The 26,868-nt window shown below is 65.9% G+C and carries 23 protein-coding genes; 17 read left to right on the forward strand and 6 right to left on the reverse strand.

The window, feature by feature from the left end; genetic code table 11:
- Positions 1-18 precede the first annotated feature (18 nt).
- The 5 genes from NL2_RS16160 to NL2_RS16180 are packed head-to-tail and all read left to right on the forward strand — an operon-like array spanning position 19 to position 6,916.
- On the forward strand, positions 19-1,122 hold the full coding sequence (locus tag NL2_RS16160) for an LLM class flavin-dependent oxidoreductase (protein ID WP_068076725.1): 1,104 nt from the start codon (positions 19-21) through the stop codon (positions 1,120-1,122).
- The gene (locus NL2_RS16165) at positions 1,122-2,015 is read left to right on the forward strand and encodes an alpha/beta hydrolase (RefSeq protein WP_068076726.1); all 894 of its coding nucleotides are present in this window, start codon (positions 1,122-1,124) and stop codon (positions 2,013-2,015) included. The genes NL2_RS16160 and NL2_RS16165 overlap by 1 nt, the downstream gene beginning before the upstream one ends.
- Entirely contained in the window at positions 2,015-4,369 is a 2,355-nt protein-coding gene (locus NL2_RS16170) for a membrane-bound PQQ-dependent dehydrogenase, glucose/quinate/shikimate family (RefSeq protein WP_068076750.1), read from the forward strand. The genes NL2_RS16165 and NL2_RS16170 overlap by 1 nt, the downstream gene beginning before the upstream one ends.
- 2 nt (positions 4,370-4,371) lie before the next feature.
- A complete protein-coding gene (locus NL2_RS16175; RefSeq protein WP_068076727.1) occupies positions 4,372-4,854 on the forward strand; it encodes a 2,4'-dihydroxyacetophenone dioxygenase family protein in 483 nt (160 codons plus the stop codon).
- Entirely contained in the window at positions 4,832-6,916 is a 2,085-nt protein-coding gene (locus NL2_RS16180) for an outer membrane protein assembly factor BamB family protein (protein ID WP_169799532.1), read from the forward strand. Before NL2_RS16175 ends, NL2_RS16180 begins: the two co-directional genes overlap by 23 nt.
- Before the next feature lie 201 nt (positions 6,917-7,117).
- On the opposite strand, the gene NL2_RS16185 is transcribed toward NL2_RS16180, so the two are convergent.
- Complete coding sequence (locus tag NL2_RS16185; protein ID WP_068076751.1) at positions 7,118-9,997, reverse strand: TonB-dependent receptor; 2,880 nt, start codon at positions 9,995-9,997, stop codon at positions 7,118-7,120.
- A 284-nt stretch (positions 9,998-10,281) separates the two neighbouring features.
- Here NL2_RS16185 and ribB point away from each other — a divergent pair, with 284 nt between their 5' ends.
- The 3 genes from ribB (at position 10,282) to NL2_RS16200 (ending at position 12,361) form a co-directional block, all read left to right on the forward strand.
- Positions 10,282-11,547, forward strand: a complete 1,266-nt coding sequence (gene ribB / locus NL2_RS16190) for a 3,4-dihydroxy-2-butanone-4-phosphate synthase (RefSeq protein ID WP_068076729.1) — start codon at positions 10,282-10,284, stop codon at positions 11,545-11,547.
- Between the two features lie 6 nt (positions 11,548-11,553).
- Complete coding sequence (gene ribH / locus NL2_RS16195; protein WP_068076730.1) at positions 11,554-11,973, forward strand: 6,7-dimethyl-8-ribityllumazine synthase; 420 nt, start codon at positions 11,554-11,556, stop codon at positions 11,971-11,973.
- 79 nt (positions 11,974-12,052) lie between these two features.
- Positions 12,053-12,361: a hypothetical protein gene (locus NL2_RS16200; RefSeq protein WP_068076731.1), complete on the forward strand. Its 309-nt coding sequence runs from the start codon at positions 12,053-12,055 to the stop codon at positions 12,359-12,361.
- Positions 12,362-12,395: 34 nt separating this feature from the next.
- Here the strand turns inward: NL2_RS16200 and NL2_RS16205 are convergent, their stop codons facing one another.
- Complete coding sequence (locus NL2_RS16205; RefSeq protein ID WP_218006120.1) at positions 12,396-14,495, reverse strand: M13 family metallopeptidase; 2,100 nt, start codon at positions 14,493-14,495, stop codon at positions 12,396-12,398.
- 280 nt (positions 14,496-14,775) lie between these two features.
- A complete protein-coding gene (gene eno / locus NL2_RS16210) occupies positions 14,776-16,062 on the reverse strand; it encodes a phosphopyruvate hydratase (RefSeq protein ID WP_068076733.1) in 1,287 nt (428 codons plus the stop codon).
- A gap of 253 nt (positions 16,063-16,315) precedes the next feature.
- On the opposite strand from eno, the gene NL2_RS16215 reads away from it, so the two are divergent.
- The 5 genes from NL2_RS16215 to NL2_RS16235 all read left to right on the forward strand — a co-directional run bounded on the left by NL2_RS16215 (position 16,316) and on the right by NL2_RS16235 (position 18,505).
- Complete coding sequence (locus tag NL2_RS16215; protein WP_068076752.1) at positions 16,316-16,900, forward strand: hypothetical protein; 585 nt, start codon at positions 16,316-16,318, stop codon at positions 16,898-16,900.
- A 34-nt stretch (positions 16,901-16,934) separates the two neighbouring features.
- Entirely contained in the window at positions 16,935-17,345 is a 411-nt protein-coding gene (locus tag NL2_RS16220) for a phage holin family protein (protein ID WP_068076734.1), read from the forward strand.
- A 10-nt stretch (positions 17,346-17,355) separates the two neighbouring features.
- Complete coding sequence (locus NL2_RS16225) at positions 17,356-17,688, forward strand: hypothetical protein (RefSeq protein ID WP_068076735.1); 333 nt, start codon at positions 17,356-17,358, stop codon at positions 17,686-17,688.
- On the forward strand, positions 17,681-18,196 hold the full coding sequence (locus tag NL2_RS16230) for a hypothetical protein (RefSeq protein ID WP_068076736.1): 516 nt from the start codon (positions 17,681-17,683) through the stop codon (positions 18,194-18,196). Before NL2_RS16225 ends, NL2_RS16230 begins: the two co-directional genes overlap by 8 nt.
- 87 nt (positions 18,197-18,283) lie before the next feature.
- Complete coding sequence (locus tag NL2_RS16235; RefSeq protein ID WP_068076737.1) at positions 18,284-18,505, forward strand: DUF4170 domain-containing protein; 222 nt, start codon at positions 18,284-18,286, stop codon at positions 18,503-18,505.
- Between the two features lie 114 nt (positions 18,506-18,619).
- On the opposite strand, the gene greA is transcribed toward NL2_RS16235, so the two are convergent.
- Positions 18,620-19,096, reverse strand: a complete 477-nt coding sequence (gene greA, locus NL2_RS16240; RefSeq protein WP_068076738.1) for a transcription elongation factor GreA — start codon at positions 19,094-19,096, stop codon at positions 18,620-18,622.
- A 117-nt stretch (positions 19,097-19,213) separates the two neighbouring features.
- On the reverse strand, positions 19,214-22,552 hold the full coding sequence (carB, locus tag NL2_RS16245; protein WP_068076739.1) for a carbamoyl-phosphate synthase large subunit: 3,339 nt from the start codon (positions 22,550-22,552) through the stop codon (positions 19,214-19,216).
- A 70-nt stretch (positions 22,553-22,622) separates the two neighbouring features.
- Here carB and NL2_RS16250 point away from each other — a divergent pair, with 70 nt between their 5' ends.
- Positions 22,623-23,000, forward strand: coding sequence for an endonuclease domain-containing protein (locus NL2_RS16250; RefSeq protein WP_245647724.1), 378 nt, complete (start codon positions 22,623-22,625; stop codon positions 22,998-23,000).
- 29 nt (positions 23,001-23,029) lie between these two features.
- On the opposite strand, the gene carA is transcribed toward NL2_RS16250, so the two are convergent.
- On the reverse strand, positions 23,030-24,211 hold the full coding sequence (carA, locus tag NL2_RS16255) for a glutamine-hydrolyzing carbamoyl-phosphate synthase small subunit (RefSeq protein ID WP_068076740.1): 1,182 nt from the start codon (positions 24,209-24,211) through the stop codon (positions 23,030-23,032).
- 164 nt (positions 24,212-24,375) lie between these two features.
- Between carA and NL2_RS16260 the strand changes: the two genes are divergently transcribed.
- The 3 genes from NL2_RS16260 to dnaG all read left to right on the forward strand — a co-directional run.
- Positions 24,376-24,828: a GatB/YqeY domain-containing protein gene (locus NL2_RS16260; RefSeq protein ID WP_068076753.1), complete on the forward strand. Its 453-nt coding sequence runs from the start codon at positions 24,376-24,378 to the stop codon at positions 24,826-24,828.
- A 196-nt stretch (positions 24,829-25,024) separates the two neighbouring features.
- Positions 25,025-25,369: a GIY-YIG nuclease family protein gene (locus tag NL2_RS20850; protein ID WP_084356147.1), complete on the forward strand. Its 345-nt coding sequence runs from the start codon at positions 25,025-25,027 to the stop codon at positions 25,367-25,369.
- Positions 25,360-26,868: DNA primase (gene dnaG / locus NL2_RS16265; protein ID WP_068076741.1), on the forward strand; the 1,509-nt coding region annotated here is incomplete at its 3' end. The genes NL2_RS20850 and dnaG, both read left to right, overlap by 10 nt.

A 26,868-nucleotide genomic window follows, 5' to 3' on the forward strand; every position in this document is an offset into this window, starting at 1 on the left:
TCGAGAGGACAGCGCTCCATGGAAATGGTCTACACTCCGGTCTGGCAGGATCCCGGCGTCACCCGCAGCGCGCACCAGTTCGTCCAGGACGAAATCTGGCTGATGGAGCAGGTGGAGAGCCTCGGCTTCGACTTGTGCTGTTCGCCCGAACACCATTTCGACATCGATTATTCGGCCTGCCCCGACAACTTCATGCCGCTTGCGTGGCTCGCTGCCCGCACCAGCCGGATCAAGCTGTGCCTGGCCGCCGTGATCCTGCCGTGGAACGATCCGCTGCGCGTCGCTGAAAAGCTGGCGATGCTCGATCACCTCAGCGACGGGCGCTGCGTCGCCGGGTTCGGCCGTGGCCTGTCGAAGATGGAATACGCCCACTTCGGCATCCCGATGGACGAATCGCGCGGCCGCTTCGATGAAGCGCTGCCGATGGTGCTCGGTGCGCTGCGCACCGGCGTGATCCAGGGCGACGGGCCGTTCTACAGGCAGGTGCCCACGCCGGTTCACCCCCAGCCGCGCGCCAGCCTTGCCGATGACTTCTGCTCGGTGGGCATGTCACCCGATTCGGCCACTGTCGCGGGCCAGATCGGTGCCCGGTTGCTCAGCTTCATCACCAAGCCGACGGCCGACATGATGCCGCTGTTCAACTGCTACCTCGATGCGTTCCGCGCGCACCACCCGCACAGGACCCCGCACATCATCATGGACGATTTCTATCTCGTCCGCGACAGCGCCGACGAGGCGTTCGAGCTGGGGATGAAGTACACCGCCAACTACTATCGCACCGTCGTGCGCCATTACGAATTCGACGGCGATCATTTCGCCAAGACCAAGGGCTACACCGCCTACGCCGAAGGCGCGGAACAGTTGCGCGCCGCCGGGATCGATGCCGCCGCCGAAGCCTATGTGAAGTGCCAGCTCGGCGTGGGGTCCCCAAGCCAGATCCTCGAGCGGCTGGAGGAACGCTTCGCCTATCTCGGCGCGGAGATCAGCATGGCCGGGTGTTTTTTCTACGGCGGGATGACGCGCGACGAGGCGCACACCTCGCTCAAGCTGTTCAGCAGCGCGGTGATGCCGCAGGCGCGGTCGATGGCGGCCGCGCACAGGCAACGCGCGGACGCCGCCTGATGGTCAGCCCCGAGCACGCCCGGGCGCTCGACTTGTTCAAGCGCACCATTCCCGGGGTGGACGACCCCATTTCCGAATGGCGGCGGCTGTTCGATGACATGTGCGGCAGCTTCGCGGTACCAGACGCCGCGACGATCGAGCCGATCGATGCCGATGGCGTGCCCTGCCTCAAGGTTGCCATGCCCGGCGCGGCGGCCGACAAGCTGCTGATCCACTATCACAGCGGTGGCTACGTGATGGGCTCGGCCAAGGGCTATCGCGAATTCGCCTGCCGGTTGTCGGCTGCGACCGGGGCGACCGTGCTGCTGCCCGATTACCGGCTTGCGCCCGATCATGCGTATCCCGCCGCCGCGGACGACGCCTTGACTGCCTACAACTGGGCGGCGCGCCACTGGCCGCCTGCCAGCATCATCGTCAGCGGCGATTCCGCCGGTGGCGGGCTGTGCGTGGCGACGCTGATGGCAGTGCGCGATGCCGGCGGGCCCGTGCCTGCGGGCGGCATCGCCATCTCGCCGCTGCTCGATCTGGCGGGCGAGGGTCAGTCCTGCGACACCAACAAGGCGCTCGATCCGCTGATCGACCGGAACATGATCGTGTCGATGGGCCAGGTCTATATCGGCGATATCGATCCGCACGACCACCCCCGCGCCTCACCACTGTGGGGCCGCCACCACGGGCTGCCACCGCTGTTCCTGACGGTCAGCAACACCGAAGTGCTGCGCGATGATGTCGTGCGGCTGGCGGAAAGCGTGGGCGCCGCAGGGGGCAGCGCACGCACCAGCTATCCCGAAGGCATGGTCCACATCTGGACGATTTTCCCGTTCCTGCCCGAAGCGGCGACCAGCCTGGCCGAGATCGGCGCGTTTGCCCGGCAGCAATGGGCGGCGGCCTGATGGCGACGCCTGCACAGCCGAGCGGGGCGTCGTGGAGCGGCCGCATCCTCGGCCTGTCGTTGCTCCTGATCGGCGCGGCGATCGCGCTGGGCGGTGCATACCTGATCACGCTGGGCGGATCGGCGTATTACCTCGCTGGCGGGGCTGCGACGGCCGCAGCGGGCTGGTTCACCCGGCGCGCACGGCCGATGGGCGGGCTGCTGTATGGCGGGTTCCTGCTGGTGACGCTGCTGTGGTCGCTGTGGGAGGCGGGCTTCGACGGCTGGCAACTGATGCCACGAATGATCGGGCCGGCGGTGTTCGGGCTGGCGTTCGTGTTGCCCGGCATCCGTCGCGCGATGGGCCGCGCCGCGTGGCTCCCTGCAGCGGTGGGTGCGGTGATGATCGCGGTCACGCTGGCCACCGCGATCGGCCCCGGCCCGAACGATGTCGCCGCCGTCACCTTGCCGATGCAGCACATCGCCACGCCCGGCACCGACGGCGAATGGGCGGCCTTCGGGCGTGACGCGGCGGGCACGCGGTTCTCGCCGCTCGCGCAGATCACCCCGGCCAATGTCAGCCGCCTCCAACCGGCGTGGACGTTCCACACGGGCGTGGTGCAGGGCGAGATGAAAAGCCCGCTGGAAGCGACCCCGATCATGGTCGGCGGGCTGCTGACGCTGTGCACGCAAACCAACGTGGTGATCGCGCTCGATCCCGAAACCGGCAAGCAGGTGTGGCGTTATGACCCCAAGGTCGATCCGACCGGGGCCTCGACCGTCACCACCTGCCGCGGGGTCGCGCATTTCAGTGCGCCGGGGGCCAGGGATTGCCCCGAACGCATCATCACCGCGACGTTCGACGCGCGACTGATCGCGCTCGACGCGCGCACCGGCCAGCTTTGCGCCGGGTTCGGCAACGGCGGCACGGTCGATCTCAAGCAGGGCCTGGGCACGGTCCTGCCTGGCTTCTACTACGTCAGTTCCGCGCCGACGATCGTGCGCGGCAACATCGTGCTGGGCGGGTGGGTCGCCGACAACCAGAGCACCGACGAACCATCGGGCGTGATCCGCGCGTTCGATGCCGTAACCGGCAAGTTCGCGTGGGCGTGGGACGCCGGCAACCCGGCCAATGCCAAGGGTCCCCCGCCGGGCCAGTGGTACACCCGGTCCACCCCCAACAGCTGGGCACCGATGAGCGCGGACGAGGCGCTGGGGCTGGTCTTTGTGCCCACGGGCAATTCCACCCCCGACCATTTCGGCGCTCAGCGATCGGCCGCCAGCCTGAAATACGGCAGCTCGGTGGTGGCGCTCGATGCGGCAACCGGGGCGCTCAAGTGGTCGTTCCAGACGACGCACAATGATCTGTGGGACTATGACGTGCCCGCGCAGCCAACGCTGTTCGACGCCACCATCAACGGCCAGCAGGTGCCTGCACTGGCGCAGGCGACCAAACGCGGCGAACTGTTCCTGCTCGATCGCCGCACCGGCGTTCCGCTGACCCGCGTCGACGAACTGGCCGTTCCCCAGCGCGGCCACGTGCCCGAGGAAAAGCTATCGCCGACCCAGCCGTTTTCCACGGGCATGCCCAATTTTCGGGGCGAACGGCTGACCGAGCGGTTGATGTGGGGCATCACCCCGATCGATCAGCTGTGGTGCCGCATCCGCTTCCGCCAGTTGCGCTACGATGGACCGGCCACGCCGCCAGGTCTCGATGAGGCGTTGCTTTATCCCAGCATCGGCGGCGGCCAGAACTATGGCGGCGTCGCGATCGATCCCGAACGCGGGGTGATGATCGTCAACACGCTGTACTACGGCACGATCGCGCAGATGGTGCCGCGCGCCGAGACCGACCGCCTGCACGCCCACGCCAAGGGCATGCACGACTGGAGCCTGCCTTTGCCGATGAAGGGCACGCCCTACGGCATCCGCCTGTCGGGCCTGCTCTCCCCGCTCGACATCCCGTGCCATGCGCCCCCGTTCGGGACGTTGCACGGCATCGACCTGAAAACCCGCAAACTGTTATGGTCGCGCCCATTCGGGACGACTCAGGACAGCGGACCGCTCGGCTTTTCGCTCGGCCTGCCGCTGCCGATGGGCATGCACAATTTCGGCGGGGCGATGACCACGCGCAGCGGTCTGACGTTCATCGGCAGCGTCAAGGAGCACGCGTTCCGCGCATTCGATACCGCCACCGGCAAGGAACTGTGGAAGGCACGGCTGCCCGCCAGCGCCAACGCCAATCCGATGACCTACACCAGCCCGGCCAGCGGGCGGCAGTTCGTGGTCGTGGCGGCGGGCGGGCATGTGAACCTGCAATCCATGCCGCTGAGCGACACGTTCGTCGCCTATGCCTTGCCGCGATCGGCCAAGTGACCATGCTGCGCGATCCGCTGGCGCTGAAAGAGCTGTTCATCGCCCGGTCGGATGCCGACGATGAACGCCTCTGGGTTCCCGTCAGCCCGATCACCGCGTTTCGGCCGATGTTCCTGTCCGCCTCGCAAGGCTACTGGATCTCGCTGACGCGCGTGCGCGGGCATGGTGTGATCTCGCGCCACCGGCATCCCGGGCTGGTCCATGGCATGACGCTGAAGGGCAGCTGGCGCTATCTGGAACACGACTGGGTCGCGCAGGCGGGCAGCTACATCTTCGAACCGCCGGGCGACGTCCACACGCTGGTAGTCGATGAAGGGCCCGAAGAGATGGTGACGATGTTCCAGATCCACGGCGCGATGGTCTATCTCGACGATGCCGGTGCGGTCACCGCCGTCGACGATGTGTTCACGCGCATCGAACAATGCCGCGCCCACTTCGCGGCGGTCGGGCTGGGAGCGGACTATGTCGATCAATTCGTCCGTTAGGGGCGTGCGCCTCATCGTCGCGGCGCTGGCGGTGACGGTCGCCACTGCGGGCGCGAACGGCAAGGACGCGCGCTCGCCCGGCCGCACCGCCTATCTCGCCAACTGTGCGGGCTGCCACGGCGAAAGCCTTGTCGGCCAGTTCGGCAAGCCGCTGACCGGGCCGGATTTCGTCGCCAGGTGGGTGGCCAAACCGGCGGAACTGCGCGCCTACATCGGCAAGGCGATGCCGCCCTCCAACCCTGGCGGGCTGCCGGCCCAGACTTACGACGCCATCGTCGCCTACCTGCTCGCTGCCAATGGCACGACCGCCCCGGCGGGGCACGAAGCGGCGACGCGCACGGTCAGCGAAGTGCCCGGCCCGATGCCGCCGGTGCTCGCCTCGGTCGACAACAGGGACGCTGGCTACAAGGCCGCGCTGCAACGCCGCGCCGACCGGCTGGCCCGGCTCTCCCCCGTCACCGACGCCATGCTGCGCGATCCCCCGACTGGCGACTGGCTCGCGTTTCGCCGCACCGACGATGCCCACGGTTTCAGCCCGCTCAAGGCCATAGACCGCGGCAATGTCCACGCGCTGACGCTGGCGTGGGCGCAAGCGCTCGATCCGGGCACCAACGGCATCACCCCGCTGGCGCATGACGGCGTGATCTTCGTCAACAGCAACGGCACCGTCACCGCGACCGACGCCGTGACCGGCGACCAGTTGTGGTCGTTCGAACGGCGGGTCGATACGGTGATGATCGGCCCGCCGGTGAGCCAGCCGGCAGGCATGGCGCTGGGCGGCCAGACGCTGTTCGTGCCGACCAACGACCACCACATGATCGCGCTCGAAATGCGCACCGGCAAATTGTTGTGGGACCATGACGTCACCGGGTTCCACAAGACGCTGAAAATGTCGGCCGCGCCGCTGATCGTCGGCGGCAAGGTTATCCAGGGCATGTCGGGCTGTGCCGGCGGCGGTGAACCGGGCGGTTGCTTCATCGTCGCGCTCGACGCCGCAGATGGCCACGAGCTGTGGCGCCTGAACACGCTGCAGCGCCCCGGCAGCGGGGCCGACAGCTGGAACAACGCCCCGCTCGACCAGCGTTTCGGCGGGTCGGTGTGGGCGACGGGCAGCTACGATCCGGAAACCGGGCTGGTCTATTTCGGTGCGGGCCAAACGTACCACACCACGCCCCTGCTCGCCCCTGCCCCGAAATCGAAAGCGTCGGCGGCGGGGCTGTACACTGACAGCACGCTGGCAATCGACCCGGCCACCGGCAAGCTGGTGTGGTATTACCAGCACCTGCCGCGCGACATCTGGGACCTCGATTTCGCGTTCGAACGGACGCTGGCGACCATCCCGCTGGGCGGGCGCATGCGGCACGTGGTGATGACCATGGGCAAGATGGCGCTGATGGACATTCTCGATGCGCGGACGGGCGAATACCTCGGCTCGCGCGATCTCGGGCTGCAGGACGTCGTCACCGCGATCGACCCCAGGACCGGTGCGAAGACCACCAATCCGGCGTTCGATCCGGTTGCGGGCAAGGCGGTCAACGTCTGCCCGCACGCGGTCGGCGCGCGCAACCGCCCGGCGACCTCGTTCGATGCGGGGTCGGGCCTGCTGTATGTCACCCTGTTCAAGGGCTGCATGTCGCACGTGTGGACGCCGGGGCTGGAGTTCGACGTGAACTGGGGGATGCAGCTGCCCAAGAATTCCGACGGCAACTTCGGCGAAGTGGTCGCGCTCGATGTCGCCACCGGCAAGAACCGCTGGGTGCACGAGCATCGCGCCTCGGAATCGAGTGCCGCGCTCGCGACGGCCGGCGGCCTGTTGTTCGAAGGCGGTCGCGACTTCGCCTTCCGCGCCTCGGACAGCGCGACGGGCGAGGTGCTGTGGCAGACCCGGCTGAGCAATTCGCCCAGTTCGGCGCCGATCACCTTCACCGCCGGCGGCGACCAGTATGTCGCGGTGACGACGGGTGGCGGCAACCCGCACGACGCGACCGTCAGCCTACTGACCCCGGAAATCGATCCGGTCCGTGGCGGCACGATGCTGTGGGTGTTCAAGCTCGGCCAGTAGGATGCCGGCTGGAATTTCGGCTTGAGGCGGTTGGCAGAGATGGTCAGTCCCGCCGCAACCAGCCTCCCGTGCCGAAAACGGTGTTCTCACCGCTTTACGGCAGTCCATGACGCATCGGTGACCGGCTCGTCCTGCCGACTGAAGCGATCTGGCCGGAAGCCTCGTGGGCCCGGACCGCCATGGCCCGGACCCGCGTGACGATCAGAACTTGACGCCGGCCGCGATGCCGTAGCGGCGTGGCTCGAGCGTGAAGATGTTGGTGAACAGCCCCGACGACTGATCGGTGACGTACAGGCCGGTGGTGGCGTTGTTGTCGCCGATGTTCTGGATGAAGCCACGGATGAACCAGCGGTCCTCACCGCCGTTGATCTGCACTTGCGCGTTCATCACCGTGTAGCCGGGGATGCGATCGACGTTGCCGTTGAAGATCGTGCCGTAGCTGTTGCCGGTATAGGCGATGTCGAACCGGGGCACGATGCTCATCGCACCGGCCGGGATCGCGTATTGCACGCCCGCCGACCACTTGAATTCCGGCGCCTGCGGCAGCTGGTTTCCGCGCAAGTTGACCGGCACGCCGGACGTCACACTGATGCCTCCCAGTGCGTTGGCTGCTGCGCTCCCGGAATTGAGATTGAGCACGTTGCAGATGCTGAAGGCGCCGGTGGTGCTGGTGCCGGGGATCGGCGTGGTCGGCTTGAGCCCGATCGATGCGTTGACCGCGTTGACGAAGCCGTTGGCGGCGGCCGCGCTGCCCACCTTCGACTGGACCGCGCAGTTGGAACCCAGCGTCAGGTCCTTGATGATCACCGCATCGGACCGGCCGCCCGACACATCGCGCGGATTGATCAGGAACTGGTCGCCCGCAACTTTCGACTTCAGGTACGACGCGCTGAGGTTGATCTGCAGCCGGCGGACCGGGGTGATCAGCGCTTCGGCCTCTACGCCATAGATGTTGGCGCTGATGTTGTCGTTGACCGAGGTGCGCGACACGATGCGGCTGAGCTGCAGGTCCTTGTACTTGTAGTAGAACGCCGAAAGGTTGAGCTGCAGCGCGCCGAACGTGTTCTTCGACCCAATTTCGAACGAGTCCACCGATTCAGGCCGGAAGCTGGCGTTGACCGCCCCGACCGACAGCGGCGGGTTGATGCCGCCCGACTTGTAGCCGCGCGCGTAGGACACGTAGAGCAGGTTGTCCGGCGTGATCTGGTAGTCCAGCACCGCGCGCCCGGTGAGCTTGTTGAAGCTGACCGTGCTGTCGGCAAACGCCTGGACCCCGGCGATCGACTTGTCGAAATCGGCCGTCGCGTAGTTGAGCGCCTGGCTGATGTCGGTCGCACCGAACGGGGCATAGATCGCGTTGCCGCCGGTGAACTCGGTCGAAAGACCGTCGCTCAGCAGCGTGGTGCGGGCATGCAGGAACTTCTTGTCGTGGTTGTAGCGCAGGCCCAGCGTGAGCTTCAGCTTGTCGTTGAACTTGAAATAGCTTTCGCCGAAAATGCCGAAGCTGTTGAGCGTCGCCTTCTCCTGGTTGTTGCGATAGAACGGCGAAGGCCGGAACACCGGAACCCCGCCTGTCCCGCCCGCCGCCCCTGCCGCCGCGCCGAGGATGCCCGAGGCATAGTCGAGGCCGAAGCTGTTGACGTAGTAGTTGTTCTGGTCGGTCTCGCCGCGCAGGTATGTCGCGCCGAGCAGGAAGTTGAACATCCCGTCGAACGAGCTGGCGATGTGCGCTTCGGCCGACCACTGCTTGAACGTCTGGCTCGATTCATCGAAGTCGAGCGACGACGGTGCGCAGATCTTGGCCCCGCCCGCGCCATAGACGCCGACGTTGTTGGGATCATTGGTCGACTGGCACACGTTGCCGCCCGGGCCGTTGGGGATCAGCGCGGCCGCGATCGGCGCGAAGAACTTGCCCAGCCCCGGCGCGCCCGAGAATGCCGCCAGCGCGAACAGCCCGGGGTTGTTGGTCAGGGGGCGCTCGACCGCCAGATTGTAGTCGGTGCGGCTGACGATGGTGTTGCGCGAATAGCCGCCGATCACGTCGAGCTTGAGGTGGCTGCCCAGCTCCTGCGAAATCCGGCCCTGATAGATTTCCTCGGTGGCGTAGTAGGTTGGTGCATAATCGACGTTGACCGTGCGCACGTCGGTCGGGTTGACCGCTGCGGAAAACGCATCGGGGGCATAGATGCTGCCAAGGCCCAGCGGCGCAAACTTGGGGCTGACCGCGATGCCGAAGAATTCGTTCGACGACAGCAGCGAGGCCAGCGTCGAGTTGGCGTTGGTGGTTTCGTTGGCCAGCTTGTCGGGCAGGCAGCCCAGCACGCCGGTGGGATCGCGATGGCACAGCTGCTTCTGGATGCGGCTGCGATTGTCGTTCTCGTGGAAGTAGTAGCCCATCAGGTCGATCGTGGTGTTCGGGCCCGGCTCCCACCGCAGCGAGCCACGGATCGCGTAAAGATCGCGCCCGTCGATCGCGCTGTTGGTGAACAGGTTGTGGGTGTAGCCGTCGCGCTTGTTGTACAGCCCGCTGATGCGGACCGCCACGGTGTTGCCCAGCGGCACGTTGACCATGCCCTTGATCTTGTACGAATTGTAGTTGCCGTACTCGCCCTCGCCCGATGCGGCGAAGGTTTCCATCTGCGGGCGCGCGGTGATGACGTTGACGACACCCGACGTGGCGTTGCGGCCAAACAGCGTGCCCTGCGGCCCGCGCAGCACTTCGACGCGTTCGAGATCGAAGAACTCGGTTTCGAACAGCCGGCTCGACACCAGCGGCATGTCGTTGATGTGGATGCCGGTGGCGGCATCGCATGACACGCCGACGCAAAGATCGCCGATGCCGCGAATGGTGAAGCTGGAACTGGTGAAGTTGGTCTTGGTGAAGGTCACGTTGGGCAGCGTCAGCTGCAGGTCGCTCGAATTCGAGATCTGCTTCTTTTCCAGCGTCTCTGCCGAAAACGCCGAGACCGCGATCGGCACGTCCTGAATGGATTGCGCCTGGCGCTGCGCGGTGACGATGATCGGCGCAGTATCGAAACCTTCTTCCGAAGCAGTCGATTGCGCGAAGACCGGGTTGGACATGGCACCGACACAAACGCCGGCCAACAGAAGCAGCTTGCCCCTCATAAGATCAGTCCTCTCTCTCCAGCGGTGCCCGATCGTTTGGCGGGCTACCGGAACAGAGGACATAACGGCCTGATTCGGTTGTCAACCGTCATTTGCAAATCGCGCCTTGCCGTAACGGCAGGTAGCGTCCGTCCGAGGCGCGGAAGCCACACTTTGGCGAGAATCGGTCGTTTTCGACTGTGAATTTGAGTGTGAACATAGCCATTGCAATTCACATCACAGTGTGAAATACCGTGGCCATGGCAAACGATCTCATCGAAAAAATCCGCAACCTCGTCACCGAGGGCGGCATGTCGCGGTCCGGGCTCGCGCGTGCGGCCGGACTTCACGCCAACTCGCTGCGCGACCTGACGCTGCCCGGCTGGAACCCCACCGCCGACACGCTGCTGAAGCTGGAGCGGGTGCTGACCGAAAGCGACGATGTCCCGTCGCTGGTGCCGATCGAGGAAATCATCGACGAAGCGCGCAATGGCCGCATGTACATCCTGGTCGATGATGAGGACCGCGAGAACGAAGGCGACCTGATCATCCCGGCGCAGATGGCCACGCCCGACGCGATCAACTTCATGGCCACCCACGGTCGCGGGTTGATCTGCCTGGCGCTCGGTCGCCAGCGGGTTGAGCAGCTCGGGCTGGAACCGATGAGCCGCAAGAACGGCACGCGCCACGAAACCGCGTTCACCGTCTCGATCGAGGCGCGCGACGGCGTGACCACGGGCATCTCGGCGGGCGACCGCGCGCGCACCGTGGCGGTGGCAATCGATGCCTCCAAGGGGCAGGACGAAATCGTCACGCCGGGCCATGTCTTCCCGCTGATCGCGCGCGACGGCGGCGTGCTGGTGCGCGCCGGCCATACCGAGGCGGCGGTCGACATCTCGCGCCTGGCCGGGCTCAACCCCGCCGGCGTGATCTGCGAGATCATGAAGGACGACGGCACGATGGCGCGGATGGACGACCTCGTCCCGTTCGCCCGCCGCCACGGCCTGAAAATCGGCACGATCCGCGATCTGATCGAATATCGCCGCCGCCATGATCATCTCGTCCAGAAGGTCTCGGACGTGCCGTTCTCGTCGGATTACGGCGGCGACTGGCGCATGATTACCTATCGCAACAAGATCGACGGCAGCCAGAGCTTCGTCCTGCAAAAAGGCCAGGTGGTGGCAGGCGAGCCGACCTTGGCGCGCGTCCACACCATTTCGGTGTTCGACGACATGCTCGGCCGCCCCGGCCCCAAGAAGCGCACGCTGCAGCGCGCGATGGTCGAAGTGGGCAAGGCGGGTGCGGGGCTGCTGGTGCTGCTGATCAGCCCGGCCGAAGGCGATCCCGAACAGGGCGGCGGCATCGCGCCGGACATGGACTTGCGCAGCTATGGCATCGGCGCGCAGATCCTTGCGGATCTGGGCGTGCACGACATGATCCTGTTGACCAACGCGCATCGCAACGTTGTCGCAATCGAAGGCTACGGCCTCAACATCGTCGGCGAACGGCCGATACCGGCGGAGTAAGTCAGCATGGCCAAGATCCTCATCGTGGAAGCGCGCTTCTACGACCACCTGAACGACATGCTGATCGCGGGCGCCAAGGCCGCGATCAAGGCGGCGGGCCACAAGTCGGAGGTGATCACGGTCCCCGGCGCGCTGGAAATCCCGGCGGCGATCGCGCTGGCCGACCAGAGCGACATGTACGACGGGTTCGTCGCGATCGGCGTGGTGATTCGCGGCGAAACCTATCATTTCGAGATCGTCGCGGGCGAAAGCGCGCGCGGGATCATGGCGCTGACCATGGACGGCGTGCCGATCGGCAACGGCATTCTCACGGTCGAGAACGAAGCACAGGCGCTGGTGCGCGCCGATCCTGCGCAGAAGGACAAGGGCGGTGAGGCGGCCAAGGCCGCGCTGGCGCTGATGGCGTTGCGCGAAAAGCTCGCCTGACCACCAGCTTGCGGTTTCGGGGAACGAAACCGGCGCGGGGATGATTGGTCTCCCGCACGCCAACGGGGGATTTTACGCCATGAACGGACCGCTCGAATGGTTCGGCGCGATCGGGGCGATCATCGCCGCCGCCATGATCGCGGCCGACCTTGGCCGGCGCTGGACCGGCTGGGGCTTCGTGCTGTTCGTCGCGACCTCGATCGCGTGGGTAACCTCGGGCCTCGTCAACGGCACGATGCCGATCGCGGTGCAGAACGGCCTGCTGCTCGCGGTCAACGCCTGGGGCGTGTGGCAATATTTGCTCAGCCCGAAGAAGAAGCGCGAGATCGACCGGGCCGAGCAGATCGAGGCCGAGGCCAAGGAAGAGGTCGCGGCCGAAACCGCCTGACCCCTGCCCTGCCCCCTTTCCCCGGCGGCAATTTCTACCAGACCTTCACGCGCTTTTCCGGTGCCAGATACAGCTTGTCGCCCGGCTGCACGTCGAACGCCTTGTACCACGCATCGAGGTTGCGCACCGTCAGCGCGCGATACTGGCCCGGCGCGTGGCCGTCGGTGGCGAGACGCCCGCGCAGCGCCTCGTCGCGGGTCTTGGTCGCCCAGCTTTGCGCGAACGCGATGAAGAACCGCTGGTCGCCGGACAATCCGTCGATCACCGGCGCCTCCTTGCCGCCGAGCGAGGCGTGATAGGCATCGTACGATGCTGACAGGCCGGCCACGTCGGCGATGTTCTCACCCAGCGTCAGCTTGCCGTTGACGTGCATGCCGGGGAACGGGGTGTAGGTGTCGAACTGCTGCGCCAGCGCGTCGCCCGCCGCGTTGAACCGCGCCAGGTCCGATGCGGTCCACCAGTTGCGCATCGCGCCGGTCGAATCGAACGCCGCGCCGTTGTTGTCGAAGCTGTGGCTGATCTCGTGGCCGATCGTCGCGCCGATCCCGCCGTAGTTGTAGGCCGCGTCGGCGGCCGGATCGAAGAACGGGCGCTGCAGGATCGCGGCGGGGAAGTTCAGCGCGTTCTGCACCGGCAGGTTGACCGCGTTGACCAGCTGCGCGTTCATCCACCATTCGCGCTTGTCCAGCGGCTTGCCGATCTTGGACAGTTGCTGCGCGTAGTTGGCCTTTTCCGCCGCCTGCACATCGGCATAGGCGTTGTCGGGCGTCACCGTCAGGCCGCCATACTCGACCCACTTTTCGGGATAGCCGACGCCGACCTCGATCGTCTCTACCTTCTTGAGCGCTTCCTGCTTCGTCGCGGGCGCGAGCCAGTCGATCGCGCTCACGCGCTTCGAGAACGCCGCCTTGATGTTGGTGACCATGCCCTGCACTTCGGCCTTGGCCGACGCCGGGAAATACTTGTCGACATACAGCTTGCCCATCGCATCGCCGAGCAGCGCGTTGACTGCGCCCAGCGCGCGCTTGTCGCGCGGGCGCTGCGCGGTCGTGCCCTGCAACGCGGTGCCGTAGAATGCGAAGTGATCGTGGTCGATCGTGCTGGGCAGCACCGATGCGTTGCTGTTGATCTGGTGGAACGTCAGCCAGTCCTTCCACGCCTCCAGCGGTTGCGAGGCGACCAGTGCGGACAGCTTGGGGATGGCCCCGGCGTGGTAAGCGGCAAACTTCTGCTGGTTCCCCAGCTGCGCCGCCGACAGGAACGCGTCCCAGTCGATGCCGGGGGCCTTGGTGGCGAAATCGGCCTTGGACCACACCGCCGCCGAATGCTGGAAATCCTCGCTCTGCTCGCGCGTGGCGTGGGCCTGCGCGATCTTCGTCTCGAGGTCGAAAATGCGCTGCGCCTTCGCCGGCGCATCGGCGATGGCCGCGTCGGTCAGCACTTGCGCGATGTGGGCTTTGTACTTGGTGCGCAGTTCGACCATCTTGGGGTCGGCGGACAGGTAATATTCGCGCTCGGGCATGCCCAGCCCGCCCTGCAGGATGTACGGGACCACCTCGCCACCCGCCAGCGCCTGCGTCACGAACACGCCGAACAGGTTCTCGGTCTGGAAGTTGGTGGCGTTGAGCGGATCGACGTCGGCGCGAATCTGGCTGCCCAGCACGCTCGACAGCGACTTCACGTCGTTGATCGCGGCAAAACGGTCGAGCTCAGGCTGGACCGGCTTCATGCCTGCCGCGTCGATCGCGGCGGTGTTCATGAACGCGTTGTAGAACGCCTTGATCCGCGCGCCGTCGCTGTCTGCCGCTGGGTCGGACTTGAGCAAGTCGGCCATCAGTTCGCCGATCTGCTTTTCGGTCTGCTGGTCGGCGATGAAGAAGCCGCCCACGCTTGAGCGATCGGCCGGAATCTCGGTGGTCTTCATCCAGTTGCCGTTGGCATAGCCGTAGAAATCGTCGCCCGGCTTGATCGTCTTGTCCATCGCCTTGGGATCGATCCCCAGCGCGTTGCCCGCGCTGGCGGTGGCGGTCGGCGTGGTCCCCGCCATCTTGCAAGCGGCAGGCCCGGCGAGCACCGAGGCGCCCAGCAGCAAAGCGGCAAACATGCGGCGACGGCGCGCGGATCGATCAATCATCTGTGACGGCATCCTTTATGGGCGCGCGCCGACGTCCCGCGCGCGCGCTGGTTTCATTGGCAACCGTTTAGGAGCGCAAGGATGAACCGCCAACAACCATTTGTCGGCGGTCATCGGGCGTTGGTCGAATGCTAACGTTCGAACGCGATGACACAGCCTCGACCCGCTCATCCCGAGCGAAGTCGAGGGATGCTTCGCCACGTTCAAACTGTAGCGCACGTGTCTCGACTTCGCTCGACATGAGCGGGGATAGCGTGGAGCAACCAAATGCCGGCAGGAACTACCCGGCCAGCCGACCGAACGCCCCCGCGCCGGCATACTTTGCCGCACTGCCCAGCTCTTCCTCGATGCGGATCAGCTGGTTGTACTTGGCCAGCCGGTCCGACCGGGCAAGGCTGCCGGTCTTGATCTGGCCGCAGTTGGTGGCGACCGCGAGATCGGCGATCGTCGCGTCTTCGGTCTCGCCCGAACGGTGCGACATCACCGCAGTATAGCCCGCGCGCTGGGCGATGCTGACCGCTTCCAATGTTTCGGTCAGCGTGCCGATCTGGTTGACCTTGACCAGCAGCGAGTTGGCCAGCCCCTTGCCGATGCCCATGGTCAGGCGCTTGGGGTTGGTCACGAACAGATCGTCGCCGACCAGCTGGACTTTGTCGCCCACTTTGGCGGTGATCGCGGCCCAGCCCTCGAAATCGTCCTCGCTCATGCCGTCCTCGATCGAGCGGATCGGGTAGGCGGTGGTCAAGTCGGCGAGGTAATCGGCCATCTGCACCGGCGACAGGCTGAGGCCTTCGCCGCTGATCTCGTACTTGCCGTTCTTGAAGAACTCGGTCGCCGCGCAATCGAGCGCCAGCGCGATCTCGCTGCCCGGCTTGAACCCCGCTTTCTCGATCGAGGCCATGATGAAGTCGAGCGCGTCGCGCGTGCTGGCCAGGTTGGGCGCAAAGCCGCCTTCATCGCCCACCGCCGTCGCCAGGCCCTTTTCATGAAGGCCTTTCTTCAGCGTGTGGAAAATCTCCGATCCCCAGCGCACGGCTTCGGCCAGGCTGGGTGCGCCGACCGGCATGATCATGAATTCCTGGAAATCGATCGGGTTGTCGGCATGTTCGCCGCCGTTGATGATGTTCATCATCGGCACCGGCAGGACATGCGCCGAAACGCCGCCGACGTAGCTGTACAGCGGCAGCCCGCGCGCGTCCGCCGCCGCCTTGGCCACGGCCAGGCTGACGCCGAGGATGGCATTGGCGCCAAGCCGCGCCTTGTTCTCGGTGCCGTCGAGCTGGATCATCGACAGATCGACATCGCGCTGGTCTTCGGCATCGAGGCCGAGGATCGCGTCCGAAATCTCGCCGTTGACGGCTTCCACCGCCAGCCGCACGCCCTTGCCCATGTAACGCGACTTGTCGCCGTCGCGCAGTTCGACCGCCTCGTGCGCGCCGGTCGATGCACCCGATGGCACGGCGGCACGGCCGAAGCTGCCGTCGTCGAGCAGTACGTCGACTTCGACCGTGGGATTGCCCCGGCTGTCGAGAATTTCACGCGCGTGAATGTCAATGATCGCGGTCATGGTAGGGCTCCCTGGAAACGAGCTGGGTAGGCCGGCTGGGCCGGCTACCTTACGGATTCGGCGCTTTTCGCGGCGTTGCTCCGGCTCCTATCGGCTGGAACCATGGCAGGCAAGCAGCGTTGCATGGCCGAGAAGAACATGGGGCGGACCGGGATGGTGCAGTGCAACTTGCGATTGCCGCGATCCGTTCTATCTAATGGACTTGGCTCTTGCGCCACAGGCGCGGGGCGGACCAGGGCAAAGGAACGACACGATGGCCGATACCACTGAAACGACCGATGGCACCGCCGCCAAGAGCGCAGCCACTGCCCGCAAGAAAATCGCCGAAGCCACCTCCAGCGTCGAGACGGCCATGACCGACGGCATCGGTGAGGCCAAGTCGCGCTTCAACAAGGCCATCGAGGAAGCCAAGGCCGGTGCCGAGGCGCTCAAGGACGAAGCGCTGGGCCGCACCACCGCTTACAAGGAAAAGGTTGCCGGCAGCGCCAGCGACTGGACCGAAGATGCCAAGGTCTACGCTGGGCAAGCCAAGGACAAGGCCGCCGATCTGGCCAACCAGGGCAAATCCAAGGCCAGCGACGCGCTGACCGGCCTGGGCAAGACGCTGGCCGATACGTCTTCCACCATCGATGAAAAGCTGGGCGTGCAGTACGGCGATTATGCCCGCAGCGCCGCCCGATCGATCCAGGAAGCGGCCGCCAAGCTGGAATCGAAAGATCTCAACGAACTGGGCGAAGAAGCCAAGGAGCTTGTCCGCAAGAGCCCTGGCGTGGCGATCGGCATTGCCGCTGTCGCCGGTTTTATGCTGTCGCGCTTGTTCCGTGGGTCCAGCGATTGACAGCAGCGGTTCGCGCCGGTCTTGCTGTCGGGACATGAACGAACTTTTGTCGCCTGAAACCGCCGTTGCAGATGGCGCGGACAGCGCCGTGGCGGAAGCTGCGGAGCCGCCCGCGCTGTTCGACAGCCTGCGCGCGCTGATCGACGATGGCCAGACGCTGGCCGAAGCCGAGATCGCCTTCCAGAAAGTGCGCGCCCGCTATGTGCTCGGCCGGGCCAAGGGCATTGCCGCGCTGGCGGTGCTGGGCCTGTTCCTGGCGTTCTTCACGCTGGTCGCGCTGGTGGTGGGGCTGCTCCTCGCGCTGACGCCGCTGGTCGGCCCATGGGGCGCGCTGGCGATCGTCGGTGCGGCGCTGCTGGCCGGCACGGCGCTGTGCGCGCTGGTGATCGCGCGGCGGGTTGCGCGGATCAAGGCGGTGCTGTTCCACAAGGGGCCTGACGCATGAGCATCGCGGCATGAGCGAAAGCAGCGATGCCGCCAGCCTGGCCGAAGCGCGCGACTTGCGCGAGCAGGCGTGGGCGCTGGTCAAACATGACATTTCCGGCCTGCGCGAAGGAATTGGCGAACGCCCGATCGGCCGGCGGATCAAGGATGCCGCCGCCGAGGAAGTGGTCGAGGCGATCGACACCGCGCGCGAAGTTGCCAGCGAACACAAAGCGATAGTGGCGGGAACGATGCTGGCGCTCGCGGCTTGGGTACTACGAGGTCCGATCGGATCGGTCCTGCACGGGTTTTTCGGGGGCGAAGAACGGGGCGGGCATGATGAGGAAGGACAAGATAGTGACTGACAAGCGCACACGCCGCGTTCGCGACAGGATCGAAGCCGCGCACGAGCGCAACGAAGCTGCTGCCGCCGCGCAGCAGCCACCCAAGTCGCGCGTGCGCCAGCTGGCGGAAGATCACCCGATCGCCATGCTGGCTGGCGGGATCGTGGTCGGCGCGCTGGTCGCCCGCTTTGTCCCAGTCGGGCGGCTGCTGCCGGCCGGTCTGGGTCGCAAGGTGCGGCGCAATGCGCTGTCGCTGGCCACGGTCGCCACCGAACTGGCCGCCGCTTACGGCGCCGGAGCGGGCGAATTCGCCGCTGTCGCGGGCGCCAAGGCGGCAGACTTTGCCTCCGAAGCCGGACGCGAAGGCCGCGAGCGGATCGAGGACCTGGGCGAAGTGGTCAGCGAAGCGGGCACCGAAGCGCGGCGTCGCGCAGCAGACTTTGCCGAAGTCGCGGTCAACGGCGCGCGCGGCGCAGGTGTTGCAGCGATGCGTCGGGTCGGCGAAATAGCGTCGCGCGTGCGCCACTGATCGGGCATCGGCGCGGGCCCCGGGCTTGCGCCGACGGCCTCATCCTGTCAGGGCGCGGGCGATTTCTCTCCCCAGGAAAGTGTCGCCATGCAAAAACTCCACCTCGTGATGGGCGGACGGGTCAAAGATCCGCAGGGCCTTGAATTCACGGATCTCGACGCCATCGATCTCGTCGGCGTCTATCCCGATTATGCCACCGCCGAAGAAGCGTGGCGCGGCAAGGCCCAGCGCACGGTCGACGATGCCGAAATGAAGTACGTCATCGTCCACATGCACAAGCTGCTGCAGCCCGATCTGCCGGTAGCATAGGAAACCAACAAGGCGCGCGATCCATTCCGGTCGCGCGCCTTGATTTTGTCCGGCGAGTCCGTGCCCATGCCGCCCCAGGCGACCGGACACGCCCCGAATACGGGGTTGCCGTGATCAGATGAACTCTATCTTCTCAACCACATAGAAGCGGTCCCCCGACGGCACCGTAACTTCGATCTCTTCCTCGACCTTGCGCCCGATCAGGGCGCGGCCGAGCGGGGAGTTGTAGCTGATCCGGCCGACTTTGGCATCGGCTTCGGTCTGGCCGACGATCTGGTAGCGGACCGGCTTTTCGGCATCGTCGAGCAGCGTCACGGTCGCACCGAACACGATGCGATCGCCCGACAGCGTGGTCGGGTCGATGATCTGCGCGCGGCTGATCCGATCCTCCAGATCGCCGACCATCGCCTCGACCTGGCCCTGCCGTTCCTTGGCCGAATGGTATTCCGCGTTTTCCGACAAATCGCCGTGCGCGCGCGCTTCCTCGATCGCTTCAACGATGCGGGGCCGCTCTTCCCGCAGTGCCTTCAGCTCGGCAGTCAGCTTTTCATAGCCTTCCTGCAGCATCGGCATCTTTTCGACACTCGCCATTCGTAAACCTCTTGCCTGCCGCTCCGACGGATCGATCGGGGAAAGTCCTTCCCTGCCGCCGAATGCTCCCGCATCCGAACCGGCACCTGATCGTTCACAATGTCGGAAACGCGTGGATCAATGACTATAATAGTCCTGCAGCGACCGCACCGCAAGGTCGGCGCTGCGCAAAGCCTCGATCGCCTCGGATGCGGCAACCGAAGCCGCCGCCGTGGTGAAGTACGGAACTTTGCCGTTCAGCGCGGACCGGCGGATCGACGCGGAGTCCTTGTGGCTCTGCCAGCCTTCGGTGGTGTTGAAGATCAGCGCGATATCGCCGTCGATGATCCGGTCGACGATATGCGGGCGGCCTTCCGCGACTTTGTTGACGCGTTCCACCACCACGCCGGAATCGGCAAGGTAGCGCGCGGTGCCGCCGGTCGCGACGATGCGGAAGCCCAGCCCCGCCAGCCGCTGCACCGCCGGCAGCACGATGGCCTTGTCGGTATCCTTGACCGAGACGAACAGGTTGCCGCCCTGCGGCAGGATGACCCCTGCCCCCAGTTGCGACTTGGCGAATGCCACAGGGAAATTCGCATCGATTCCCATGACTTCGCCGGTAGACTTCATCTCGGGTGATAGCACCGGATCGACCCCGGGGAAGCGCGCGAACGGGAACACCGCTTCCTTCACCGCCATGTACGGAATGTCGCGGATGATCGGCGGCAGGTCCTTGAGCTTTTCACCCGCCATGATCCGCGCGGCGAACTTGGCGATGGGCTGGCCGATCGCCTTGGCCACGAACGGCACGGTGCGGCTGGCGCGCGGGTTGACCTCGATCAGGTAGACCTCCTGGCCTTCCGGGCTGTCCTTCACCGCGAACTGGATGTTCATCAGCCCGCGCACTTCCAGCGCCCGCGCCAGCAGCACGGCCTGGCGTTCCATCTCGTCGATGATCTCGCGCGAGAGGCTGTAGGGCGGCAGGGTGCAGGCGCTGTCGCCCGAATGGATGCCCGCTTCCTCGATGTGCTGGAGTACGCCAGCCACCACCACGTCGTCGCCATCGGCCAGCGCATCGACGTCGCATTCGATCGCGTCGCGCAAGTACTGGTCGATCAGCACCGGGCTGTCGCCCGATACACGCACCGCGGTGGCGATGTAATCGTCCAGCTGCGCCAGGCTATCGACGATTTCCATCGCCCGCCCGCCCAGCACATAGCTTGGCCGGATCAGCACCGGATAACCGATGCGCTCGGCCACCGCGACCGCCTCGTCGCGGCTGCGCGCGATGCCGTTCTCGGGCTGTTTCAGGCCCAGCTTCTCGACCAGCTTGGCAAACCGCTCGCGGTCTTCGGCCAGGTCGATCGCGTCGGGCGAGGTGCCCAGGATCGGGATGCCCGCGTCTTCCAGGGCCTGCGCCAGCTTGAGCGGGGTCTGCCCGCCGAACTGCACGATCACGCCGACCAGCTCGCCGGTGGACTTCTCGACATCGAGGATTTCCAGCACGTCCTCGGCGGTCAGCGGCTCGAAATACAGGCGGTCGGACGTGTCATAATCGGTGCTGACCGTTTCCGGGTTGCAGTTGATCATGATCGTCTCGAACCCGGCGTCGCCCAGCGCGAAGCACGCGTGGCAGCAGCAGTAATCGAACTCGATGCCCTGCCCGATGCGGTTGGGCCCGCCGCCCAGGATCACGATCTTGCGCCGGTCGGTCGGCACCGCCTCGTTCTCCGCATCCCCGAACATCGGCGCTTCGTAGGTCGAGTACATGTACGGCGTGATCGCCTCGAACTCGGCGGCGCAGCTGTCGATGCGCTTGAACACCGGGCGCACGCCCAGCTTGTGGCGAAGGCTGCGCACTTCGGCCTCGCTGGTGGCGCCGGCCATGGCGCGCAGCGTGTCGTGGAGCAGGCCCGAGCGCTTGGCCTGCGTTTCCGCCAAGCCCCCGGCCACCCCGACCGAGCGCACCGCCAGCGTGGCGAGGCGCTTGTCCGAAAAGCCCATCGCTTTCAGCCGGCGCAGGCCAACGGCATCGTTGGGCAGCCCGTCACGCGAAATGGCCTGCTCTTCGGCGATGATCTCGGCGATCTGGCGCAGGAACCACGGATCGTATTTGGTGACCGCATGGACATCGTCCACGCTCAGCCCCTCGCGGAAGGCCTGACCGACCACCAGAATGCGCTCGGGCGTCGCACGGCTGAGCGCGGCGGTAAGCTCGTCGCGGCTGGCGCCTTCGAGTTCGACCACGCGGTTGAACCCGTCAAGCCCGGTTTCCAGCCCGCGCAGCGCCTTCTGCATCGATTCCTTGAAGTTGCGGCCGATCGCCATGACCTCGCCCACCGATTTCATCGCGGTGGACAGCAGCGGCGAGGAGCCCTTGAACTTTTCGAACGCAAAGCGCGGAATCTTGGTGACGACGTAATCGATCGTCGGCTCGAAGCTGGCCGGGGTGGCGCCGGTGATGTCGTTCGTGATCTCGTCGAGCGTGTAGCCCACCGCCAGCTTGGCCGCGACTTTGGCGATGGGAAAGCCGGTGGCCTTGGACGCCAGCGCCGATGACCGCGACACGCGCGGATTCATCTCGATCACGATCAGTCGCCCATCCTTGGGATTGACTGCGAACTGTACGTTGGAACCACCTGTTTCGACGCCGATTTCCCGCAGGACCGCGATCGATGCATTGCGCATGATCTGGTATTCCTTGTCGGTCAGCGTCAGCGCCGGGGCGACCGTGATCGAATCGCCGGTGTGCACGCCCATCGGATCGACATTCTCGATCGAGCAGATGATGATCGCGTTGTCGGCACGATCGCGCACGACTTCCATCTCGAACTCTTTCCAGCCGAGCAGCGATTCCTCGATCAGCACTTCGGTGGTGGGCGATGCTTCCAGCCCGCCGCGCACGATGGTGAGGAATTCCTCGCGGTTGTAGGCGATGCCGCCGCCGGTGCCGCCCATGGTGAAACTGGGCCGGATGATCGAGGGCAAGCCGGTGCGTTCGAGCACGGCCAGCGCCTCGGCCTCGGTTTGCGCGATGCCGGAACGGGCGGATTCCAGCCCGATCTTGTCCATCGCGTCGCGGAACTTCATCCGGTCCTCGGCCTTGTCGATCGCCTCAGCATCGGCGCCGATCATGATGCAGCCGTACTTGGCGAGCGTGCCGTCCTGCGCCAGCGCGAGCGCGGTGTTGAGCGCGGTCTGCCCGCCCATCGTCGGCAGCACCGCATCGGGGCGCTCCTTCTCGATGATCTTGGCGACGATCTCGGGCGTGATCGGCTCTATATAGGTGGCGTCGGCCATGTCGGGATCGGTCATGATCGTCGCCGGGTTCGAATTGACCAGGACGATGCGATACCCCTCTTCCTTCAACGCCTTGATGGCCTGCGTGCCCGAATAATCGAACTCGCAAGCCTGGCCGATGACGATCGGCCCGGCGCCGATGATCAGGATCGAGGAGATGTCAGTGCGTTTGGGCATAGTGTGCCTTGTGCGATGAAGGATAAGCCCTCTCACCCTTCAGGGGGAGAGGGTTGGGAGAGGGGGCAGGGTGAAACGCCACGTCGAGACGAGAGCGCGAGCAAAATCGCTCCGCTCTGACATGACTCCGCCGGAGCAGGCGCTGTGGTCGCGACTGCGCGGCAACCGGCTTGGAGTGAAGTTCCAGCGACAAGTCGTGCTGGCGCCGTTCATCGCCGATTTTGCGAGCAGATCCGAACGACTGGTGATCGAACTCGACGGAGACAGCCATGCAGCCACCGAAGCCTATGACACCGCCCGCACCGCGTCGCTCGTGAAACGCGGATACAGGGTGATCCGCTTCACCAACGCCGACGTCCTGAGCAACATCGAGGGAGTACTGCGGGTGATCCTGATCGAGCTTGGGCGCGATCCTGAAGGCCCCCTCTCCCCGACCCTCTCCCCCTGAAGGGTGAGAGGGAGAAGATGAACGCTGGCTCACCCCAACATCCCCACAAACCGCTCGAACAGGTAGAAACTGTCCTGCGGGCCCGGGCTGGCCTCGGGGTGGTACTGGACGCCGAACGCGCGTTTGCCCTTGATCGAAATGCCGCAGTTGGAGCCGTCGAACAGCGAGACGTGGGTCTGTTCCACGGTGTCGGGCAGCGTCGCGGCGTCGACCGCGAAGCCGTGGTTCATGCTGGTGATCTCGACCACGTCGTCAGCCAGTCGCTTGACCGGGTGGTTGGCGCCGCGGTGGCCCTGATGCATCTTGGTGGTCTTCGCGCCTGCCGCCAGCGCGAGCATCTGGTGGCCCAGGCAGATGCCGAACAGCGGTACGTCGCGCTCCAGCAAACCCGCGATCACCGGCACGGCGTAGGCCCCGGTCGCCGCCGGATCGCCCGGCCCGTTCGACAGGAACACGCCCGCCGGATTGAGCCCGAGGATCGTGTCGAGCGATGTTTCTGCCGGAACCACCGTCACTTGCGCACCGGCTTTGACCAGGTTCCTGAAGATGTTGTCCTTCGCGCCATAATCGATCGCGACGACGTGCGGGCGGGTGTCTCGCGGGCTCCGGCCATAGCCCGAACCCAGCCGCCACACGCCGCCTTCCCAGCTTTCCTGCGCATCGCGCGTGACGACGCGAGCAAGGTCCATGCCTTCCAGCCCGGACCATTCGCGCGCGCGCTTGACCAGCGCGTCGATATCGAACTGGCCGGCGGGATCGTGCGCGATCACCGCGTTGGGCGCGCCTACCATGCGGATGCGGCGGGTGAGCGCGCGGGTGTCGATCCCGGCGAGGCCGATCTTGCCTTGCGCGGCCAGCCATGCGGGAAAGCCGCCGACGCTGCGGAAGTTGGACGGTTCGGTCACGTCCTCGCGCACGATGCAGCCGACCGCGCCCTGCACGCTGCCTTCCATGTCTTCGGGATTGGTGCCGACGTTGCCGATGTGCGGGAACGTGAACGTAACGATCTGCGCCGCGTAAGACGGATCGGTCATCACTTCCTGATAGCCGGTCATCGCGGTGTTGAAACACACTTCACCCACCGCCGCCCCGGTCGCGCCGAAGCCCCTGCCCCACGCCACGCTGCCATCCGCCAGCACCAGAACGCCCGTCGCGCCCTTTGGCCCGATCACGGCCGAAGAGTACGCGTGCGTGGTGGCGGGGTCGGCCATGATAGGGGGCGCTCCGTAAGCAGGTTTTCTGGCGATGTCGCTAAGGGGCGGCAGCTAGACCCGACGCGCTGCACCGTCAACCTAGCGGCGGCCAAAAGTTTGTCCTACATTGCCGGTCCGGGCTGCGTATGCCGCAGCCGTCCACAGGAAATGCGAAACACACCATGATCCGCGACTCGATAAAGTCCGCGCAAGTCACCGCCATGAAGGCCGGCGACAAGCCCCGCCTCGCCGCCGTGCGCCTGATCCTTGCCAAGCTGAAGGACAAGGACATCGAACTGCGCACTGCGTCCTCCGTGCCCGACGACGACGTGCTGGTGGTCGACGTGCTGCAGAAGATGGCCAAGCAGCGCCGCGAATCGATCGCGCTGTACGAACAGGGCAACCGCCAGGAACTCGCCGACGCCGAAGCCGCCGAAATCGCGGTGATCGAGGAATTCTTGCCGACGCAGCTGAGCGAGGCCGACACCACCGCAGCGATCCTGGCGATCAAGGCCGAACTTGGCGCGAGCACCATGAAGGACATGGGCAAGGTCATCGCCGAACTGAAGGCGCGCCATGGCAGCCAGCTCGACATGAGCAAGGCCAGCGGGCTGGTGAAGGCGGCTTTGGGCTGATGATGCGGGGGCGTGTCTCGACATCGGCCCACAAGGCGGCAGTTTATGCTCCGCTCGCCGATGGGCTCGACATGAGCGGAAATGGGAGCGGTTTTTCCAACCTCACCCGCTCAACCCACACCTCCACCCGCTTGACTCGAACCCTCACCCGCTCATCCCGAGCGAAGTCGAGGGATGCCGAGCCCGGCTCTGGGTGATGGCATTCTGGGCTTATATGCTGCGCTGTGCCGACGGCAAATATTACACTGGACATACCGATGATCTGGAGCGACGCTTCGCCGAGCATTGCCACGGCGGCTTTTGCGATTTCACATCCAGCCGCCGACCTGTCGAGCTTGTTTGGCAGGAGTGGTTTCAGACGCGCGATGACGCATTCGCAGCGGAATTTCGGATCAAGAGCTGGTCCCGAGCCAAAAAGGAAGCCTTGATCGCAGGCGACTGGGACCGAGTTTCCCACTTCGCCCGGCCACCCAAAGAACGTGTCTCGACTTCGCTCGACATGAGCGGAGGTGGGGTACTAGGGGACGGCTCATGTCCCTGACCCCTCAATGGCTGGACGAACTGCGGTCGCGCGTCACGCTGTCGGGCGTGATCGGGCGGACCACGCGGCTGACCAAGGCGGGGCGCGAGTTCAAGGCGTGCTGTCCGTTCCACAACGAGAAATCGCCCAGCTTCACCGTCAACGATGAAAAGGGCTTCTATCACTGCTTTGGCTGCGGCGCGCACGGCGACGCGATCCGCTGGCTGACTGACCAGCGCGGGCTATCGTTCATGGATGCGGTCAAGGAACTGGCGGTCGAGGCGGGCATGGAAATCCCCGCGCCCGATCCGCGCGCGGCCGCCGTGGCCGAGCAGCAGAAGTCGCTGCATGACGTCATGGCGGCGGCGCAGGCATTCTTCGTCCACAGCCTGACGACCGACGCAGGCGCCGAAGCGCGGCGGTATCTGGCGTCGCGCGGATTTCCGGCGCGCACAGTGGAGGACTTCGGCTTCGGCTTTGCCCCCGACAGCCGCACCGCGATCAAGGACGCGCTGGCGCAGTTTCCCGAGGCCATGCTGATCGAGGCAGGCCTGCGCATCGTCGTGGAGGGCAAGGACCCTTACGACCGCTTCCGCAACCGCCTGATGCTGCCGATCTGCGATGCGCGCGGGCGGCCGATCGCGTTCGGGGGGCGTATCTTGGACGCGGCCAAAGTGGATGCCCCCAAGTACCTCAATTCGCCCGACACGCCGTTGTTCGACAAAGGGCGCACCGTCTATAACCTGCACCGCGCCGCGCCGGCCTCGCGCCAGTCGGGCCGGGTGGTGGTGGTCGAAGGCTATATGGACGTGGTCGCGCTGGCCGCAGCCGGGATCGGCGAGGCGGTCGCCCCGCTCGGCACCGCGCTGACCGAACACCAGATCGAGCGGTTGTGGCGCATCGTCGAATGCCCGGTGCTGTGCTTCGATGGCGATGCCGCCGGCCGGCGCGCCGCCTTGCGCGCCTGCCTGCGCGCGCTGCCGCTGCTGCGCCCCGGCCATTCGCTGCGAATCGCCACGCTGCCTGCGGGGATGGACCCCGACGATGTGGTCAAGCGCGACGGTCCGCAGGCGATGGAAGACCTGCTGGGGTCGGCGCGCAACCTGGTCGAGGTGCTGTGGGATGCCGAACGCGAGGCCGCCCCGCTCGCCACGCCCGAGGACAAGGCCGGGCTGAAAGCGCGGCTGATGACGCATGTCGATACCATCGCCGATCCCGACATCAAGCCGCTGTACCGGCGCGACCTGCTCGAGCGATTCGACGCGCTGGCCTTTGCCCGGCGCGAGCGGCCCGCGTTCAAGCCCGGCGCGCGGAGCAACCGCAGCGGGCCGTGGAAGCCGGCCCCGCCGCCGCTGGCATCGGCCACGGCGGCGCGGCTGCAGTCGCGCGTCGGCAGCGGCGATGCCTTGTTGGCGGCGGTGATCGCCGGGTTCATCGCGATGCCGCACGAAATCGCCCGCCACGCCGAATCGCTGGCGCGGCTGGTGCCCGCCGATCCGATGCTGGGCGCGACGATCGAC

Source organism: Novosphingobium lentum NBRC 107847, from assembly GCF_001590965.1.
Classification (GTDB): domain Bacteria; phylum Pseudomonadota; class Alphaproteobacteria; order Sphingomonadales; family Sphingomonadaceae; genus Novosphingobium; species Novosphingobium lentum.

Coding starts and splice junctions, on each gene's coding strand:
- NL2_RS16200 (WP_068076731.1), top strand. CDS start 12,053: ATGAACGGACCGCTCGAATGGTTCGGCGCGATCGGGGCGATCATCGCC.
- carB (WP_068076739.1), bottom strand. CDS start 22,552: ATGCCCAAACGCACTGACATCTCCTCGATCCTGATCATCGGCGCCGGG.
- NL2_RS16215 (WP_068076752.1), top strand. CDS start 16,316: ATGGCCGATACCACTGAAACGACCGATGGCACCGCCGCCAAGAGCGCA.
- NL2_RS16180 (WP_169799532.1), top strand. CDS start 4,832: ATGTCGATCAATTCGTCCGTTAGGGGCGTGCGCCTCATCGTCGCGGCG.
- NL2_RS16225 (WP_068076735.1), top strand. CDS start 17,356: ATGAGCGAAAGCAGCGATGCCGCCAGCCTGGCCGAAGCGCGCGACTTG.
- NL2_RS16160 (WP_068076725.1), top strand. CDS start 19: ATGGAAATGGTCTACACTCCGGTCTGGCAGGATCCCGGCGTCACCCGC.
- ribH (WP_068076730.1), top strand. CDS start 11,554: ATGGCCAAGATCCTCATCGTGGAAGCGCGCTTCTACGACCACCTGAAC.
- eno (WP_068076733.1), bottom strand. CDS start 16,062: ATGACCGCGATCATTGACATTCACGCGCGTGAAATTCTCGACAGCCGG.
- NL2_RS20850 (WP_084356147.1), top strand. CDS start 25,025: ATGGCATTCTGGGCTTATATGCTGCGCTGTGCCGACGGCAAATATTAC.
- ribB (WP_068076729.1), top strand. CDS start 10,282: ATGGCAAACGATCTCATCGAAAAAATCCGCAACCTCGTCACCGAGGGC.
- NL2_RS16185 (WP_068076751.1), bottom strand. CDS start 9,997: ATGTCCAACCCGGTCTTCGCGCAATCGACTGCTTCGGAAGAAGGTTTC.
- NL2_RS16165 (WP_068076726.1), top strand. CDS start 1,122: ATGGTCAGCCCCGAGCACGCCCGGGCGCTCGACTTGTTCAAGCGCACC.
- NL2_RS16170 (WP_068076750.1), top strand. CDS start 2,015: ATGGCGACGCCTGCACAGCCGAGCGGGGCGTCGTGGAGCGGCCGCATC.
- carA (WP_068076740.1), bottom strand. CDS start 24,211: ATGGCCGACCCCGCCACCACGCACGCGTACTCTTCGGCCGTGATCGGG.
- NL2_RS16175 (WP_068076727.1), top strand. CDS start 4,372: ATGCTGCGCGATCCGCTGGCGCTGAAAGAGCTGTTCATCGCCCGGTCG.
- NL2_RS16205 (WP_218006120.1), bottom strand. CDS start 14,495: ATGATTGATCGATCCGCGCGCCGTCGCCGCATGTTTGCCGCTTTGCTG.
- NL2_RS16220 (WP_068076734.1), top strand. CDS start 16,935: ATGAACGAACTTTTGTCGCCTGAAACCGCCGTTGCAGATGGCGCGGAC.
- NL2_RS16235 (WP_068076737.1), top strand. CDS start 18,284: ATGCAAAAACTCCACCTCGTGATGGGCGGACGGGTCAAAGATCCGCAG.
- NL2_RS16260 (WP_068076753.1), top strand. CDS start 24,376: ATGATCCGCGACTCGATAAAGTCCGCGCAAGTCACCGCCATGAAGGCC.
- greA (WP_068076738.1), bottom strand. CDS start 19,096: ATGGCGAGTGTCGAAAAGATGCCGATGCTGCAGGAAGGCTATGAAAAG.